At 64.5% G+C, this 17,438-nt stretch carries 12 protein-coding genes and 1 pseudogene; 8 read left to right on the plus strand and 5 right to left on the minus strand.

Going from position 1 to position 17,438, the window contains the following annotated elements:
* Window positions 1-89 precede the first annotated feature (89 nt).
* Both upp and IVB13_RS05000 read right to left on the minus strand, forming a co-directional pair.
* On the minus strand, window positions 90-725 hold the full coding sequence (gene upp / locus IVB13_RS04995) for a uracil phosphoribosyltransferase (RefSeq protein ID WP_018454040.1): 636 nt from the start codon (window positions 723-725) through the stop codon (window positions 90-92).
* A 214-nt stretch (window positions 726-939) separates the two neighbouring features.
* A pseudogene (locus IVB13_RS05000) lies at window positions 940-1,407 on the minus strand (hypothetical protein).
* 488 nt (window positions 1,408-1,895) lie between these two features.
* Between IVB13_RS05000 and IVB13_RS05005 the strand changes: the two are divergent.
* From IVB13_RS05005 to IVB13_RS05030, 6 genes are all read left to right on the plus strand, one after another.
* Entirely contained in the window at window positions 1,896-1,985 is a 90-nt protein-coding gene (locus IVB13_RS05005; RefSeq protein WP_018454042.1) for a K(+)-transporting ATPase subunit F, read from the plus strand.
* A gap of 31 nt (window positions 1,986-2,016) precedes the next feature.
* Entirely contained in the window at window positions 2,017-3,720 is a 1,704-nt protein-coding gene (gene kdpA / locus IVB13_RS05010; protein WP_247295041.1) for a potassium-transporting ATPase subunit KdpA, read from the plus strand.
* 49 nt (window positions 3,721-3,769) lie between these two features.
* Window positions 3,770-5,884 carry a potassium-transporting ATPase subunit KdpB gene (gene kdpB / locus IVB13_RS05015; protein ID WP_247295038.1) on the plus strand — a complete coding sequence of 705 codons (2,115 nt, stop codon included), beginning with the start codon at window positions 3,770-3,772 and terminating at the stop codon, window positions 5,882-5,884.
* 110 nt (window positions 5,885-5,994) lie between these two features.
* Window positions 5,995-6,597: a K(+)-transporting ATPase subunit C gene (locus IVB13_RS05020; protein ID WP_018454045.1), complete on the plus strand. Its 603-nt coding sequence runs from the start codon at window positions 5,995-5,997 to the stop codon at window positions 6,595-6,597.
* 37 nt (window positions 6,598-6,634) lie between these two features.
* Entirely contained in the window at window positions 6,635-9,358 is a 2,724-nt protein-coding gene (locus IVB13_RS05025) for a sensor histidine kinase KdpD (RefSeq protein ID WP_247295034.1), read from the plus strand.
* Window positions 9,355-10,044: a response regulator transcription factor gene (locus IVB13_RS05030; protein ID WP_018454047.1), complete on the plus strand. Its 690-nt coding sequence runs from the start codon at window positions 9,355-9,357 to the stop codon at window positions 10,042-10,044. The genes IVB13_RS05025 and IVB13_RS05030 overlap by 4 nt, the downstream gene beginning before the upstream one ends.
* Window positions 10,045-10,188: 144 nt before the next feature.
* On the opposite strand, the gene IVB13_RS05035 is transcribed toward IVB13_RS05030, so the two are convergent.
* On the minus strand, window positions 10,189-11,073 hold the full coding sequence (locus tag IVB13_RS05035; protein ID WP_018454048.1) for a Ku protein: 885 nt from the start codon (window positions 11,071-11,073) through the stop codon (window positions 10,189-10,191).
* A 116-nt stretch (window positions 11,074-11,189) separates the two neighbouring features.
* Between IVB13_RS05035 and ligD the strand changes: the two genes are divergently transcribed.
* Window positions 11,190-13,877, plus strand: a complete 2,688-nt coding sequence (gene ligD / locus IVB13_RS05040) for a DNA ligase D (RefSeq protein ID WP_085361508.1) — start codon at window positions 11,190-11,192, stop codon at window positions 13,875-13,877.
* A 103-nt stretch (window positions 13,878-13,980) separates the two neighbouring features.
* On the opposite strand, the gene IVB13_RS05045 is transcribed toward ligD, so the two are convergent.
* Window positions 13,981-14,145 (minus strand): DUF3309 family protein, encoded by a 165-nt coding sequence (locus IVB13_RS05045; protein WP_007595743.1) that lies wholly within the window; start codon window positions 14,143-14,145, stop codon window positions 13,981-13,983.
* Between the two features lie 184 nt (window positions 14,146-14,329).
* Between IVB13_RS05045 and IVB13_RS05050 the strand changes: the two genes are divergently transcribed.
* Window positions 14,330-14,647, plus strand: a complete 318-nt coding sequence (locus tag IVB13_RS05050; protein ID WP_085351913.1) for a polyhydroxyalkanoic acid system family protein — start codon at window positions 14,330-14,332, stop codon at window positions 14,645-14,647.
* 3 nt (window positions 14,648-14,650) lie between these two features.
* Here IVB13_RS05050 and treY read toward each other — a convergent pair whose 3' ends face one another.
* Entirely contained in the window at window positions 14,651-17,437 is a 2,787-nt protein-coding gene (gene treY / locus IVB13_RS05055; protein ID WP_247295031.1) for a malto-oligosyltrehalose synthase, read from the minus strand.
* Between the last annotated feature and the right edge of the window lies 1 nt (window position 17,438).

A 17,438-nucleotide genomic window follows, 5' to 3' on the forward strand; every position in this document is an offset into this window, starting at 1 on the left:
TCGAAGTCCCCCGTGCCGAATCAACTTGGCACCAGGGAATCAGAACTCGCTAATTAGGTACAGACCCTAACCCGACCGCGCGAACCTGTCTACTTGGTGCCGAACATCCGGTCGCCGGCGTCGCCCAACCCCGGCACGATGTAGCCGTGGTCGTTGAGCCGCTCGTCGATCGCGGCGGTCCAGACCGGCACGTCCGGATGCTCGCTCTGGAACTGCGCGATACCTTCAGGCGCGGCCAGAAGGCAGACGAAGCGGATGTCGCGGGCGCCGCGCGCCTTCAGCAGCGAGGCGCCGGCGCAGGCCGAGTTGCCGGTCGCCAGCATCGGATCCATCAGGATCACGGTGCGATCCGACAGGTCCTGCGGCGCCTTGAAGTAATACTCCACGGCCTGCAACGTATCAGGATCGCGGTAGAGCCCGATATGAGCGATGCGCGCCGAGGGCATCAACGCCAGCATGCCGTCGAGGAAGCCGACGCCGGCGCGCAGGATCGGCGCCAGCGTGAGCTTCTTGCCGGCGATCTTGGGCGCCCGCATCGGCGCAATCGGCGTCTCGATCTCGACCAGCTCCAGCGGCAGGTCGCGCGTCACCTCGTAGCCGAGCAGCATCCCGATCTCGTTCAGGATTTCGCGAAAGCTCTTGGTCGAGCGGTCCTTCTCCCGCATCAGGGAGAGCTTGTGCTGGACCAGGGGATGGGCGACCACGTTGACGTTGCTGATGCTCATGAAACCGATCTACACGGTTCCGTGAAACTGCGCCAGATCGGCCGAGTGTTTTTGGTGTGGGAGACGTGCCCTCAGCCGGGCGTCGCGACCGCGCTGCGGAGCCGGTTGCTCGCCCCGTAGGCAGCCATGGTCAATTCGCGGTCGATGGGCGTGACGGTTTATGCTCCGAGCCCGCGCGCCACGAGTGTGATGACGAGCGTCAGGACCGCGCCCACTAGCCGAAATTTTCGCAGCCTACCGGCTCGTAGAGCGGGTCAGGCGCGGGGCGAACAGTGGGAACACTCGGACGCGAAACTTCCAGGGCCAATGCCTGAACCTCGATGAAAGCCGACAGCAGTGCGAGCGCGAGATCGGAGTAGCGCGCCTCGACCGCGGCGTCGAGCCAGTCCGGCAATTCGCGCTCGCGCGAGAGAGCGCAATGCCATTCACCCTCGTCATAGGCGATGCGGCGGACTTGCCAGAGCGGCAGCTCCAGCTCCATCAGTGCGCGGCATCGGCCCAGGCCTCTGCTTCGATCAGGCGCGTGACGCGCGCGGTGGGCTCGATCTGTCCGAGCTGAAGGGAAGTGCCGACACGCCTTGTCGATGATCTCGAGCATCAGCGGTTGCGTCATCACCTGCGCATTGCGCAAGCGGTTGCCAAGTGACGGTGGATCGTAGTGTCGGAGAGCGGCGGTGGTCATGTCAGGCCTCCTGGAGGTGGCGTCGGTCAGTCGGCCGGCCTCTCCAAGATGGCCAAAACGGCATTTGAAAACGAGATGGGGGCGGGGCGGGAGATATAGGGATTTCATAAGTGCGGGATGGGGGCGGTCGCGCGCCATTCTCCGCCTTCGCCGGGACGACGATGTGATGTGCCTCGCGAGCGTTGTCCGACCAGGCCAGCCTCGGCCTTTTATGAGATTCCTATAACTTCGCCACGGCCCTCGTCTCGAAAACCTATGCCTGGGGTGGCACTTCAGCACGGTCAAAGGTCCCGGTGGGCGCGGTGGAAATGCACTGGCATTTCCTTTCACGCGCCGACCGGGTCTCCCGAGAAACGGTTGCGTCCAAATCAATGGCGCAACGAGGAGTATCTCCATGATGGACATTCTGATGCTGGCGCTGGGCTTCGGCTTCTTCGCCCTTGCGATTGGCTACACCTACGCCTGCGAACGGCTTTGAAGGAGCGGCCATGATCTTCGATTATTCGCTCGCCGGCGCCGTTTCGCTCGGCCTCCTGTTCTACCTCACTTACGCGCTGCTGCGGCCCGAGCGGTTCTGACCGTGCTCACGAAGCCTGAAGGGTTGATATCATGACTATGATCGGTTGGCTCCAGATCATTCTCTTTTGCGTCATTACCGTCGCGCTCACAAAACCGCTCGGCTGGTACATGACGCGCGTGTTCAACGGCGAGCGGACCTTCCTGTCTCCGGTGCTGCGTCCGATCGAGGCCGGCATCTACCGGTTCTCCGGCGTCGACGAGAAGCGCGAGCAGCATTGGCTGACCTATACGGTCGCCATGCTGTTGTTCCATGTCGGCGGCTTCCTCATCATCTACGGCGTGATGCGGTTGCAGGCCGTCCTGCCGTTCAATCCGGCCGGCCAAAGCGCTGTCGCCGCGGATCTCTCCTTCAACACCGCGATCTCCTTCATCACCAACACCAACTGGCAGAATTACGGTGGAGAGAGCACGCTGTCCTATCTCGTGCAGATGCTCGGCTTGACGCACCAGAACTTCTTGTCGGCGGCAACCGGCATCGCGCTGGCGGTCGCCCTGATCCGCGGCTTCTCGCGCGCGTCGGCGCGCACCGTCGGAAATTTTTGGGTCGACGTCACCCGCTGCAGCCTCTATGTGCTGTTGCCAATCGGTATTGTCTATACGCTGTTCCTGGTCTGGCAGGGCATCCCGCAGACGCTCGGTGACTATGTCGAGGCCACCACGCTCGAGGGTGCCAAGCAAACCATCGCGGTCGGCCCGGTCGCCTCCCAGGTCGCGATCAAGATGCTCGGCACCAATGGCGGCGGCTTCTTCAACGCCAATGCGGCGCATCCGTTCGAAAATCCAACCGCGCTGTCGAACTTCGTGCAGATGCTGTCGATCTTCGTTCTGGGTGCGGCGCTGACCAACGTGTTCGGCCGCATGGTCGGCAACCAGCGCCAGGGCTGGGCGATCCTGTCCGTGATGGGTGTGCTGTTCGTCGCCGGTGTCGCCATCACCTATTGGGCGGAAGCCAACGGTACTTCGACCCTGCACGCGCTCGGCCTGACCGGCGGCAACATGGAAGGCAAGGAGGTTCGCTTCGGCATCGTCGCGTCCTCCCTGTTCGCGGTGATCACGACGGCCGCCTCCTGTGGCGCGGTCAACGCCATGCATGACAGCTTCACGGCGCTCGGCGGCATGATTCCCCTGATCAATATGCAGCTCGGCGAAATCATCGTCGGCGGGGTCGGCGCCGGCCTTTATGGCATGCTGCTGTTCGTCGTGCTCGCGATCTTCGTGGCAGGCCTGATGGTCGGCCGCACGCCGGAGTATGTCGGCAAGAAGATCGAGGCGCGCGAAGTGAAGATGGCGATGCTCGCGATCCTGGTGCTGCCGCTGATGTATCTGGGATGGACCGCGGTCGGCGTGGTCTATCCGGCGGCGGTCGCCTCAATGGCGAATGCCGGGCCGCATGGCTTCACCGAGGTGCTCTATGCCTTCACCTCGGCGACCGGCAACAACGGCTCGGCCTTCGCGGGCCTCACCGGCAACACCTTCTTCTACAATCTCACGCTCGCAAGCGCGATGTTCGTCGGCCGCTTCTTCATGATCATCCCGGCGATGGCGATCGCGGGTTCGCTGGCCGCCAAGAAATCGATCCCGCCGTCCGCGGGCACCCTCCCGACCACGGGCGGGCTGTTCGTCGGCCTCGTCGTCGGCGTGATCCTGATCATCGGCGGCCTCACCTTCTTCCCGGCCCTCGCCCTCGGCCCCATCGTCGAGCATCTCGCGATGAACGCCGGCCAGGTGTTCTGAACGACTAGTGTTCTGATCGACCGCCTTCTGATTGTTTGGAGTGACCTCCATGGATACCACGAAACTGCAAAAACGCGCGTCCGTCTCGGCGATGCTCGATCCCAAGATCGTCGTGCCTGCGATCCGCGCGTCCTTCATCAAGCTCGATCCGCGCTTGATGATCAAGAATCCGGTGATGTTTGTGGTCGAGATCGTGGCCGCGCTCACCACTGTGATCTTCCTGCGCGATCTCCTCACCGGCGGTGAGAATCTCGGCTTCACCTTCCAGATCATCGTCTGGCTCTGGTTTACGGTGCTGTTTGCCAACTTCGCCGAAGCGGTAGCAGAAGGCCGCGGCAAGGCGCAGGCGGAATCGCTGCGCAAGACCCGCACCGAGAGCCAGGCCAAGCTACTGACCGGCTCTGACCGCACCTTCAAGTTGGTGCCCGGCACCAGCCTCAAGGTCGGCGACATCGTGCTGGTCGAGGCCGGCGATACCATTCCCTCCGATGGCGAGGTGATCGAGGGCGTCGCGTCCGTCAACGAGGCCGCCATCACCGGCGAGTCCGCACCCGTGATCCGCGAATCCGGTGGCGACCGTTCGGCGGTGACCGGCGGCACCCAGGTGCTGTCCGACTGGTTTCGCGTGCGGATCACGGCAGCGCAGGGCTCGACCTTCATCGACCGTATGATCAAGCTGGTCGAGGGCGCCGAGCGGGCGAAGACTCCGAACGAGATCGCGCTCAACATCCTGCTGGCGGGCCTCACCATCATCTTCGTGTTCGCCACCGTCACCATCCCGAGCTACGCGGCCTATGCCGGCGGCTCGATCTCGGTGGTTGTGCTGGTCGCGCTGTTCGTGACGCTGATCCCGACCACGATCGGCGCACTGCTGTCGGCGATCGGCATCGCCGGCATGGACCGTCTGGTCCGCTTCAACGTGCTGGCGATGTCCGGCCGTGCGGTCGAGGCCGCCGGAGACGTCGACACGCTACTGCTCGACAAGACCGGAACGATCACGCTCGGCAACCGCCAGGCGACCTCCTTTCGCCCGGTGCGCGGGGTCACCGAGCAGGAGCTCGCGGACGCGGCCCAGCTCGCCTCGCTCGCCGACGAGACCCCGGAGGGCCGTTCGATCGTGGTGCTGGCCAAGGAAAAATACAGTATCCGTGGCCGCGACATGGCCGAGTTGGGAGCCACCTTCATCCCGTTCACGGCGCTGACCCGCATGAGCGGCGTCGATGCCGGCGGCTCGTCGGTGCGCAAGGGCGCGGTCGATGCGATCCTCAACTATGTCGGTGGCGGTGCGCCGCTGGTGGTCGCCTCCGGCAACACGGCTCGTTCCATCCAGCCCGCCGGGCTCTCGGACATCGGCCGCGAGATTCAGACCATCGCCGACGACATATCGAAGGCCGGCGGCACGCCGCTGGCGGTCGCCCGGGACGGCAAGCTGCTCGGCATCATCCAGCTCAAGGACATCGTCAAGGGCGGTATCCGCGAGCGCTTTGCCGAGCTGCGACGCATGGGCATCCGCACCGTCATGATTACCGGCGACAATCCCATGACGGCGGCCGCGATTGCAGCGGAAGCCGGCGTCGACGACTTCCTGGCGCAGGCAACTCCCGAGGACAAACTCAAGCTGATCCGCGACGAGCAGGCCAAGGGTAAGTTGGTGGCGATGTGCGGCGACGGCACCAACGATGCGCCGGCGCTCGCGCAGGCAGATGTCGGTGTCGCCATGAACACGGGCACCCAGGCGGCTCGCGAGGCCGGCAACATGGTCGACCTCGACTCCAATCCGACCAAGCTGATCGAGGTGGTCGAGATCGGCAAGCAGCTCCTGATGACGCGCGGCGCGCTGACTACATTCTCGATCGCCAACGACGTCGCGAAATATTTCGCGATAATCCCGGCGATGTTCCTGGCGTTCTACCCCCAGCTCAATGTGCTCAACATCATGAATCTGTCGAGCCCGCAGAGCGCCATCCTGTCGGCGATCATCTTCAACGCGCTTGTTATCATCGCGCTGATCCCGCTGGCGCTGAAGGGCGCCGCCTATCGCGCGGTCGGGGCCGGCGCACTGCTCCGGCGCAACCTGCTGATCTACGGCCTCGGCGGAATCGTCATTCCCTTCATCGGCATCAAGGCGATCGACCTCGTGGTGACCGCTTTGCATTTGGCCTAACCCCGTCATTGCGAGCGAAGCGAAGCAATCCAGAATTCTTGCCGCGGCTGAGAGACTGGATTGCTTCGTCGCTTCGCCCCTCGCAATGACGAAAGAAATAGGAGAAACACATGCTCAGAGAAATCCGCCCCGCCATCGTCCTGCTGCTGGTGCTCACCGCCATCACTGGCTTAGCCTATCCGCTCGCGATGACCGCTATTGCCGGCGCGATCTTCCCCGCGCAGGCGCAGGGCAGCCTGATCGAGCGCGACGGCAAGGTGGTCGGCTCCGCCCTGATCGGGCAGGAGTTCAAGGACGACAAATATTTCCACGGCCGTCCCTCGGCGACGGTGGCGCCGAATCCGAACGATTCGACCAAGACGGTACCGGCGCCCTACAACGCCGCGAATTCGGGTGGCTCAAATCTCGGCCCGACCAGCAAGGCGCTGGCCGACCGGCTGCAGGAAGACGTGGACAAGCTCAGGGGCGAGAATCCGAATGCCGCCGTGCCGGTCGACCTCGTGACGACCTCAGCCAGTGGCCTCGATCCGGATATCTCGCCGGAAGCGGCGCAATTCCAGGTGCCGCGCGTCGCGAAGGCGCGAAACGTGCCGGAGGATCAGGTCAAGCAACTGGTGGCTTCCAACACCCAGGGCCGCCTGCTCGGCCTGATCGGCGAGCCCCGGGTCAACGTGCTGACTCTGAATCTCGCGCTCGATCGTGCCACGAAGTAGTCTAGGCTAGGTCCGCGCGGATGATTATATTGATCTGATGGTCCGAGAGCGCCGCGATCCCGAACAACGTCCTTCGCCCGAGGCGCTGCTGGAGGCCGCGCGCCGGGAGGAGGGCGTGAGCGGCAAGCTGAAAATCTTCGTCGGCGCCGCTCCCGGCGTCGGCAAGACCTACGAGATGCTGCAAAGCGCCCACGCCAAGCGCAAGGCCGGCATCGACCTCGTGGTCGGCTTCGTCGAGACCCATGGCCGGGCCGAGACAGAGGCGCTGGTGCGTGGGCTGGAAGTGATCCCGCGCAAGAAGCTCGACTACCGCGGCCAGATTGTCGAAGAAATGGATCTCGACGCCGTGATCGCGCGCCGCCCGAAAATCGCGCTGGTCGACGAGCTCGCCCACACCAATGCTCCCCTTTGCCGCCATCCAAAACGCCATCTCGATGTCGAGGAGCTGCTGTCCCACGGCATCGACGTCTACACCGCCGTCAATATCCAGCACATCGAGAGCCTGAACGACGTTGTCGCGCAGATCACCCATGTGCGGGTGCGCGAGACCGTGCCGGATTCGGTGTTCGACCGCGCAGACGCCATCGAGCTGATCGACCTCACGCCCGACGACCTGATCCAGCGCCTGAAGGAAGGCAAGGTCTATGTCCCCAGGCAGGCCGAGCGGGCGCTGGAGCATTATTTCTCGCCGGGCAACCTGACCGCGCTGCGTGAACTCGCGCTGCGGCGCACGGCCGAACGGGTCGACGAGCAGCTACTCAGCCACATGCAGGCGAACGCGATCGCCGGTCCCTGGGCCGCAGGCGAGCGCATCCTCGTCTGCATCAGCGAAGATCCGCGCGCGGCCAGCCTCGTGCGTTACACCAAGCGGCTGGCCGACCGGCTGCACGCGCCGTTTATCGCGGTGTCGATCGAGACGCGGCGGTCCCTGCAAATGTCCGATGAGGAGCGCGACCGGCTCGCCGATACGCTGCGGCTCGCGGAATCGCTCGGCGGCGAGGCACTGACGATTCCGGGCGTCGGCCGCCGCCTCGCCGACGACGTGGTCAACTTCGCGCAGGGCAACAACGTCACCCAGATCGTGATCGGAAAGTCCACGCGCTCGCTCTGGTTCGAGATGACGCGCGGCTCCGTCGTGCACGATCTGGTGCGCCGCGCCGGTAACATCAGCGTGCATGTCATCCCTGGCGACGAATTCACGAACGAGCCGCCGCCGAAGACGGCGGTACAGACCGCAACGCGATCGGACCCGTTCGATGGGCGGCCCTATCTGAAGGCGGTCGGGATCACCGCGCTTGGCCTCGCTGCCGCCGTGGCGATCAAGCCGTATTTCGGCATTGAGAACGTCGACCTGATGTTTCTGACCGCCGTGGTGACGGTTGCCGTGCGCTACGGATTGTGGCCGTCGTTGCTTGCGAGTGTCGCGGCGTCCCTCGCCTACAATTTCTTCTTCCTGCCGCCGGTCTATACCTTCACCATTACCGATCCGACCAATGTCGCGGCGTTCTTTTTCTTCATGCTGATTGCGTTCGTGGTGTCGAATGTGGCGGGGCGGGTCCGCACCCAGGCTGATGCTGCGATCGGCCGCATCCGGACCACCGAGCAGCTCTATGCTTTCAGCCGCAAGCTCGCCGGCACCGGCACGCTCGACGACGTGCTGTGGGCGACCGCCTACCAGATCGCGCTGATGCTGAAAGTCCGCGTGGTGCTGCTGTTGCCGGACGAAGGGCTGCTCACGGTGAAGTCGGGCTATCCGCCCGAGGACGATCTCGATCAGGCCGACCTTGCGGCCGCCAACTGGGCCTGGAGCAATGACCGGCCTGCAGGCCGCGGCTCGGACACGCTGCCTGGTGCAAAACGGCTATTCCTGCCGATGCGCACCGGGCGCGGCCCGATCGGGGTCATCGGAATCGACAACGACCGCAGCGGTCCCTTGCTGACGCCGGACCAGCGCCGGCTGCTCGACGCGCTGGTCGACCAGGGCGCGCTGGCGATCGAACGCGTGCTGCTGGTCGAGGACGTCGATCGCGTCAAGCGCTCCGTCGAATCCGAGCGGCTGCGTTCCGCATTGTTGACCTCGATTTCACACGACCTGAAGACGCCGCTCGCATCCGTGCTGGGTGCGGCCTCGACCATGCGCGATCTCGCCAGCGCGCTCTCCGACACCGAGAATCGCGACCTGCTCGCGACGGTCATCGACGAATCCGAACGGCTCAACCGCTTCATCGCCAATCTGCTCGACATGACCAAGCTCGAATCCGGCGCCATCGTGCCCAACGCTGCGTTGCACGATCTCGGAGAGATCGTCGGCAGCGCGCTCCGGCGGGCAGCCAAGATCCTCACCGCCCACAAGGTGGAGCTGGAGTTGGCCGCAGACCTTCCTATGCTCCAGCTCGATGCGGTGCTGTTCGAGCAGGTGCTGTTCAACCTGCTCGACAACGCCGCCAAATATTCGCAGCCCCACGCGACGGTCTCGATCCGCAGCCGGCGCGACAGCGATCATGTGGTGCTCCAGATTGCCGACGAGGGCGACGGCATTCCGTCTGAGGAGCTCGAGAGGGTGTTCGACAAGTTTTATCGCGTGCAGAAGGGCGACCATGTCCGTCCCGGCACCGGGCTCGGGCTCGCCATCTCCCGCGGCTTCGTCGAGGCGATGCGTGGCACGATCTCGGCGGCGAATCGCAGCGACCGGAGCGGCGCGGTTCTGACCATCCGTCTGCCCATTCCCGCCCGGACCCGTGCATTGGATACCGCCGCATGAGCGCCGCCCCGATCAAAGTGCTGGTCATCGACGACGAGCCGCCGATCCGCAAATTGCTGCGGATGGGGCTCTCGACGCAAGGCTATGAGATCCTGGAGGCGTCGAACGGCAAGACCGCGCTGGAGAAGCTCAGCGAGGATCCCGCGCTGATCATCCTCGATCTCGGCCTGCCCGACATCCAGGGCCATGAGCTGTTGCGTACCATCCGCGCCCGCAACGAAGCTGTGCCGATCGTGGTGCTGTCGAGCCGTGGCGATGAGGCCGGCAAGGTGCAGGCGCTGGATCTGGGTGCCGACGATTACCTGACGAAGCCGTTCGGCATGGACGAGCTGCTGGCGCGCCTGCGCGCCGCGCTGCGCCACCAGCTTCAGATCCAGGGCGAACGGCCGGTGTTTCGTGCCGGCGATCTCTCGGTCGATCTGGTGCGCCGGGTCGTCAGGGTCGGCGAGCGCGACGTCAAACTGTCGCCGAAGGAATATGACCTCCTGCGTGTGCTGGTGCAGCACGCCGGCAAGGTGCTCACCCACCGCTTCCTGCTGAGGGAGTTATGGGACGAGCTGACCGACGCGCAATATCTCCGCGTCTATGTCCGCCAGCTCCGGCAAAAGATCGAAGCGGATCCGGAACGGCCGCAACATGTGCTGACGGAGACGGGGATCGGCTATCGGCTGAAGGCGGGGGATTGACGCTGCATCCCTCATCCTGAGGAGCGCGGAACGCGCGTCTCGAAGGATGAAGGTCCCGACTGTTGCAGCGAGGCCTGCATGGTTCGAGACGGCGCTTCGCGCCTCCTCACCTTGAGGGAAGAGAGTGAGGTGCGCGGTGGAGAGCTAACCCGCCTTCCTCTGCCGCGCTGTCGACCGATGCGTCTTCTTCGCGGCGCCCGTTCGCCCCGACGCCCGGCGCGCATGGGACTTCGCCGCCGTCTTCTTCCCGCCGCGTCCCTTCAAGCTCTGCTTCAGCGCATCCATCAGGCTGACCACATTGCTCGGCTTCTCCTCGGGCTCCGGCAGTTCGATTGTCTTGCCGCTGGCCTTGCGCTTCACCAGGGCCTTCAGCGCGGTCTCGTAGTCGTCCTTGAACTTGCTGGGATCGAAATGGGAGGTCTTGGTCTGGAGGATATGGCCGGCGAGCTCAACCATGTCCTTGGTGATCTTCGGGCTCTTGATGTCGTCGAAGAACTGGTCCTCGTCGCGCAGTTCGTAGGGGAAGCGCAGCGTGGTGCCAAGCAGGCCCTTGCCGAGCGGCTCGATCGCGATGATGTGCTCGCGATTGGTGAGCACGATCTTGGCGAGCGCGACGCGATCCTGGTCCTTCATGGCGTCGCGGATCACGGCAAAAGCATCGACCGCGGCCTTGCCGTCGGGCGCGATGTAGTAGGGGTGGTTGAGATAGCGCTGGTCGATCTCGTCGCTCGGCACAAAGCTCTCGATGTCGATGGTGTGGTTGCTCTCGATCTGGACCGCTTCGAGCTCCTCCGGCTCGATCTCGACATATTTGCCCTTGCGCAGCTCGTAGCCGCGCCCCTTCTGGTCGCTCTCGACGACGTCGCCGGTCTCGGCGTCGATCATCTGCTGCTTCAACCGGTTGCCGGTCTCCCGGTTGATCATGTGAAACCGCGTCTTCTCGGCCGCGGTGGTCGCCGGATAAAGCACAACGGGGCAACTGACCAGCGAGAGCTTCAACGTTCCCTTCCAATAGGCGCGCGGTGCCATTCCGTTCTCCAGCGTCTGCGAGTCATTTTGGAACCCCAACCGTCCCGCGGGGTTTTGGTTCCGGGTGGGATGCGGGCCGTGATAGGCTTCACGCCAAAGAGAATCCGGGACCAGTCGTGCTGCAAAAGCTCTCCAAGTATCGACAGAAACGTGATTTCGAGAAGACGCCCGAGCCATCGGGCAAGACCGCGGTGGCGCCGTCGAAGCAGCGCCGCTTCGTGATTCAGAAGCATGACGCTTCGCGGCTGCACTACGATCTGCGGCTCGAGTTCGATGGCGTCTTCAAGTCCTGGGCGGTGACAAAAGGGCCCTCGCTCGATCCGCACGACAAGCGGCTGGCCGTCGAGGTCGAGGACCATCCGCTCGACTATGGCGACTTCGAAGGCACGATTCCGGAAGGCCAGTACGGCGGCGGCACGGTCATGCTGTGGGATCGCGGCACCTGGGAATCCGATGATCCCGAACGCGGTTTCAAGAAGGGCGATCTGAAGTTCACGCTGCACGGCGAGAAGCTGCACGGCAGCTGGGTCCTGGTGCGCATGCGCAACGACCGCACCGGCGGCAAACGGACCAATTGGCTCCTGATCAAGCATCGCGACGAATATGTTCGCGAGGGCGCAGACAACGACATTCTCGAGGAGGACAAATCGGTCGCCTCCGGCCGCGCGATGGATCAGATCGCCGAAGGCAAGGGCCGTGCGCCAAAACCGTTCATGCTGGCGAAGGGCACCAAGGCCAAGGCCGACGCGGTCTGGCAGTCCAACCGGGCGGACGAGGCGAAAGAGCGCACGGTCAAGCCGGCGCCCCGCGCGGCGTTGAAAACCGGCAAAACAGTCAAGAAGAAAGCGACGACCGCGACGACCGCGAACAAGGCGGCGGAGATGCCGGATTTCGTGGCGCCGCAGCTCTGTACGTCGGTCGAGCGCCCGCCGAGCGGCGACGGCTGGTGCCACGAGATCAAGTTCGACGGCTACCGCGTGCAGCTGCGGGTCGAGGGCGGCAAGGCGACGTTGAAGACGCGCAAAGGCCTCGACTGGACCGAAAAATTCGCAACTATCGCGAAGGAGGCGGGCGCGCTGCCGGATATGATGGTCGACGGCGAGATCGTCGCGCTCGACCACAATGGAGCACCCAATTTTTCGTCGCTCCAGGCGGCGCTGTCGGACGGCAAGACCGAGGAGCTCATCTTCTTTGCGTTCGACCTGCTGTTTGCGGAAGGCCTCGATTATCGCCGGCTGCCGCTCGGCGAGCGCAAGGCGCGCTTGAAGGAGCTGCTGGAAGCGCGTAAGCGCAAATCGAGCCAGATTCGCTATGTCGAGCATTTCGAAAGCGGCGGCGACGCCGTGCTGCAATCCGCCTGCAAGCTCGAGCTCGAGGGCGTGGTGTCGAAGAAGCTGGACGCGCCCTATCGTTCGGGGCGGACAGAAAGCTGGACCAAAGCAAAATGCCGCGCCGGCCATGAGGTCGTGATCGGCGGTTACAAGACCACCAATGGCAAATTCCGTTCGCTGATGGCCGGCGTGCACCGCGGTGATCATCTCGCCTTCGTCGGCATGGTCGGCACCGGCTTCGGCGCGGACAAGGTCAAGCGCATCATGCCGTCCTTGAAGGCTATGGAGGCGAAGCAAAGCCCCTTCGGCGGCAAGAACGCACCGAAAAAGACGCGCGAGGTGCACTGGCTGAAGCCGGAGCTCGTGGCGGAGATCGAGTTCGCCGGCTTCACTGCCGACGGCAATATCCGCCAGGCCGCCTTCAAGGGTCTGCGGCAGGACAAGCCGGCGGAGGAGGTCGAGGCCGAGACACCGGTCGATACCGAGCTTGCCGAGCCCTCGACGAAGCAGCGCGCGAAGCCGCGCGCGCAAGCGAAGACCGGTGCACGAACAGCGCAAGCCGGCACTGCCGAAGTGATGGGTGTCGTGCTCTCGAAGCCGGACAAGGCGCTGTGGCCGGACGACGGCAATGGCGATCCCGTTACCAAGCTGGATCTCGCGCGCTACCTCGAAGCCGTCGGCGAATGGATGATCGTGCACCTCAAGGGCCGGCCGTGCTCGCTGATCCGCGCCCCTGATGGCATCAAGGGCGAATGCTTCTTCCAGCGCCACGCCATGCAGGGCACCTCGAACCTTCTGGAGCTCGCGCGGGTCTCCGGCGACCGCAAGCCCTATTTGCAGATCGACCGCATCGAAGGGCTCGCGGCCGTGGCGCAGATCGGCGGCGTCGAGCTGCATCCCTGGAATTGCGCGCCCTACGCCTACGATACCCCGGGCCGGCTGGTGTTCGATCTCGATCCCGCGCCCGACGTCGTCTTCGCCGAGGTCGTCGAGGCCGCCAAGGAGATGCGGCAGCGGCTGACCGACATCGGCATGGACAGCTTCTGCAAGACCACCGGCGGCAAAGGTCTGCACGTCGTGGTCCCGCTGCGTCACGGCGCGCGCGACCAGGTGAGCTGGAAGGAGGCCAAGGCCTTCGCGCAAGGCGTCTGCCAGTGGATGGCGGACGACGCTCCCGAGCGCTATCTGCTCAACATGTCGAAGAAGCTGCGCAACGGAAAGATCTTCCTGGACTATCTGCGCAACGATCGGATGTCGACGGCGGTGGCGCCGCTGTCGCCGCGTGCGCGAGATGGTGCGACTGTGTCGATGCCGGTCACGTGGGCGCAGGTGAAGAGCGACCTCGATCCGAAGCGGTACACGGTGCGGACGGTGCCCGGCTTGCTGGCGCGATCGAAGGCGTGGGATGGTTATGACGATGCAGCGGCGTCGATCAAGGCGGCGATCAAGAAGCTCGCCGGGAAAACGAAGTAGGGTGGGTAAAGCGAAGCGTGCCCACCATCTTCTCTCAGCCGAGCAAAAAGGTGGGCCCGGCGCATTCCGCCTTTGCCCACCCTACTAGATCTTCGTTTGGTGGCTAGATCCGTCCCAGCAGGAGCAGGATCAGCAGGATCACGATGACGAGCCCGAGACCGCCGCCGCCGTAATAGCCGGTGCCGTAGAACGGGCCGCCGCCGATGCCGCTGAAGCCGCCGAGCAGCGCGATGACCAAAATGATCAGAATGATCGTACCGATAGACATGCGGAAATCTCCTCCAGCCCTTCGTTAGAAGGGTCGTTTGCAACCTGTCCCGTGGTGCGAGGGCAACTTGCCGCAGGTTCTAAAGTTCCGCCAATGAAACACCGTGCACGCGCAACTTGCATGGAACCTTTGTGGTACCGCCGGGCATGACTATGTGAGGTTCAATCACTAACCGGGCAGAGCCATGTCAGCACCGCTTGTCGTCTCCATTCCCCACCGCTTGGGCCGCGAGGAGGCGGTGCGCCGGCTCAAGACTGGGCTAGGCCGTGCTGCGGCGAGCATTCCCGTGATGCAGGTCGAGGAGGAGAGCTGGAGCGGCGACAGCATGAATTTCCGCATCCGCGCGCTCGGGCAGATCGCGACGGGGCAGGTCGACGTCGCCGACGACCATGTCAAGGTGCAGGTGGTGCTGCCCTGGCTATTGCAGCGCTTTGCGGAGATGGCGCAGGCCACGATTCGCAAGCGCGGCCAGCTGCTGTTGGGCAAGGACGGGAAAAGCTAGCGTTCAAGCGCGGGTGCGCTGTCGCACCGGCTTCGCCGCGCCCGCTGGGCGCGCGGGGATGACCGAAGCGGGAAAACCGCGAAGCGCCTGCGCGAGCGGCAGATCGTTGCCGGCGAAACCCGGCACATTATAGCCCGTGACGTCAATAGTGGCGTCGGCCCCATCGAACGCCGGCCATTCGCGGCCTGCTTGCGTGAAAGGTGCGAACTGGCGCCCGACCACGACGATCGCCGCAGCCCGGCCGTGGCGGCGGGCAAACGCTACGACATGGTCGGCATGTGCGCCCCGCACCTGAAGCGGCTGGTAGTCACCTCGCGCGAAGACGTCGGGCAGCTCGTTGCGCAGCTTGAGCAGGTGCCGCGTCCAGGCCAGCTTGAGCTGACCGTCCGGCCAGCTCTTGATCAGATGATTCCAATCCGGGTTGTCCAGCGTGCCCAGCGCCGCGTGTCGCGCGGAAAAATCCACCGGGCGGCGGTTGTCGGGATCGACCAGCGACAGATCCCAGAATTCGGTGCCCTGGTAAAAGTCGGGCACGCCCGGCAGTGTCGCCTTGAGCGTGAGCTGGCTCAGCGCGTTCAGCGCGCCGAGCAGCGCGACGCGGCGAGCCAGCGTGTTCAGCGCCTCCAGGAATTCGCCTGATTGCGCGGGATCGAGGATCTTCGCGATGAAGCTCTTGACGCCGTTCTCATAGGCCTCGTGCGGGTTGAGCCAGCTGGTCTCCTCCTTGCCCTCGCGCGCGGCCTTGAGCGCATAGGCCTGGATACGCGCGACGAAACCGGCATCGGCCGGCTCCACGAGCGGCCAGGCGCCGAGCAGGGTCTGGTAGAGCATGTATTCGAACGTGGCCGACGGAGCGCGCAGATTGCCGTCGAGCGCGAGGTGCGGTGCGTTCAGGACTTTCCAGCGTGCCACAGCGCTGGTCCATTCGCCGGGAATTTCACTTAAGGCAGCGATCCGCGCCCGGGCGTCCTCGCCACGTTTGGTGTCGTGCGTGGCGGTCGCCGTCATCCCTTGCGGCCATTCCCTGGCGCGGGCCTGCATGGTCTCGTGGAAAGCGGGAATGGTGAGGCCCTTGCTCGCGGGATCGCCGCCGACTTCGTTCAGGGCGAGCAGCCGGTGAAATTGATAGAAAGCAGTGTCCTCCAACGACTTCGCCATCATCGGCCCGGTGAATTGCTGCACCTTCAGCGCAAAGCGGCGCACCCGCGGGGCACTGTGCGGGGGACGGCCAGGCTTGAGCAGGTCCATGGTGAGGGCGTCGCGCAGGAAGTCGAAAATGCCTTCGTCCGCGGCGAACCATTCCCGGCGAGCGTGCTCGATGGTGTTGTCGATCAGCTTACGATCGTTCGCCGTTGGCGCGCTTGTCGTCAAATAGGTGCGGTACACCGGAAAATGCAGCACATAGAGCTCGAGCGCCTGCCGCAGGCTGTCAGCGGAAAAGTCGCGGGTCGAGTAGTGCCCGTTGGCGATGCGCGCAAGCAGGCGCGTCAGAACCGTGAATTCGCTGGTCAGCAGCGTCTCCAGCACGCGCCGTTTGGCATCCTTGACGTAAGGCGCGAGCCGCGGCGGCCGGTTGCTGATCTGTCGCCAGGTCTCGTCCATGGCCTCCAGCCCCTTGGCGTCGACCAGAACGTGAGTGATGGCATTCATCCACTCATAGCCGGTGGTGCCCTGGACGCCGGCGAAATGCGGCAGGCGCTCGTGCTCGCACAGGATTTTCTCGATCACCGTATAGAACGGCTTTGTGGTGCCCTGAGCGTCGCGCACCAGCCGGCGCAGCCGCTGGCAATATTGCGCGGGATCGCGCAGGCCGTCGATATGATCGAGCCGGATGCCTTGCAGTTTGCCGTCGGCAATGAGTTGCTTCACCAGCCGGTGCGTGGCGGCGAACGTGCCGGGATCCTCGACGCGCATGCCGGCGAGCCCGTTGACGTCGAAGAAACGTCGATAGTTGATGTCGCTGGAGGCAAGCCGCCAGTGCCCCAGCTTGTAGTGCTGGCGCTCCAGCAAATGATGCAGCGCCAGCGTCTGCGCGGGACGGTCCTTGGCCGCGCGATAGGCGCCGAGGCCGCGCCCGATGATATCGGCGCTGCCTGCGATCTCCCTGAGCTCCGCCTTGAAGCCGGGTGCTTCCTTGCGGTTGGGGCGGCGCAGTCCCGTGTAGCGCGCCGCGAGCGACAGCAGGCGCTTGCCCGTCTCGGTCTCGGCGGCGTCGGCGTCCTTCACGATCATCCGCAGCACCTCGCCATAGCGCTCCGGCGCGATCGGCAATCGATGTTCGAAATACCAGGCGGAAAAACTACCTTCGTTGGGATCGTAGCGCAGCTCGATATCGCCGCTCTCGAGCGCTTCGCCATAGGACGCTCCGAGGATCGGCAGCAGCACGCCGCCGCGGGCGCGGAAGGCCAGTTGATCCCAGTCGATATCGAAGGAGACGGCGTGCGGCGAGGCCTGGCCCCATTCCAGCACGTCCAGCCACCAGGGATTGTCGGCGAAGTGCACGCCGACATGGTTCGGTACGAAGTCGATGATGAGGCCGAGGTCGTGTCGCGTCAGCGCCTCGCTCAGCCGCGCGAAGCCGGCCTCGCCGCCGAGCTCCGGATTGAACTGGCTGTGGTCGACGGTGTCATAGCCGTGCGTCGAGCCCTTGCGGGCCTTCATCACCGGCGAGGTGTAGAGATGCGTGATTCCCAGCGCCTTCAGGTAGGGCACCACCGCGGCGGCCTTGTCGAAGTCGAAATCCGCGGTGAGCTGAAGCCGGTAGGTTGCGAGAGGAATGGCTGGAGGCATC

The sequence above is a fragment of the Bradyrhizobium sp. 17 genome (genome assembly GCF_023073515.1).
In the GTDB taxonomy this organism is placed as follows: Bacteria; Pseudomonadota; Alphaproteobacteria; order Rhizobiales; family Xanthobacteraceae; genus Bradyrhizobium; species Bradyrhizobium canariense_D.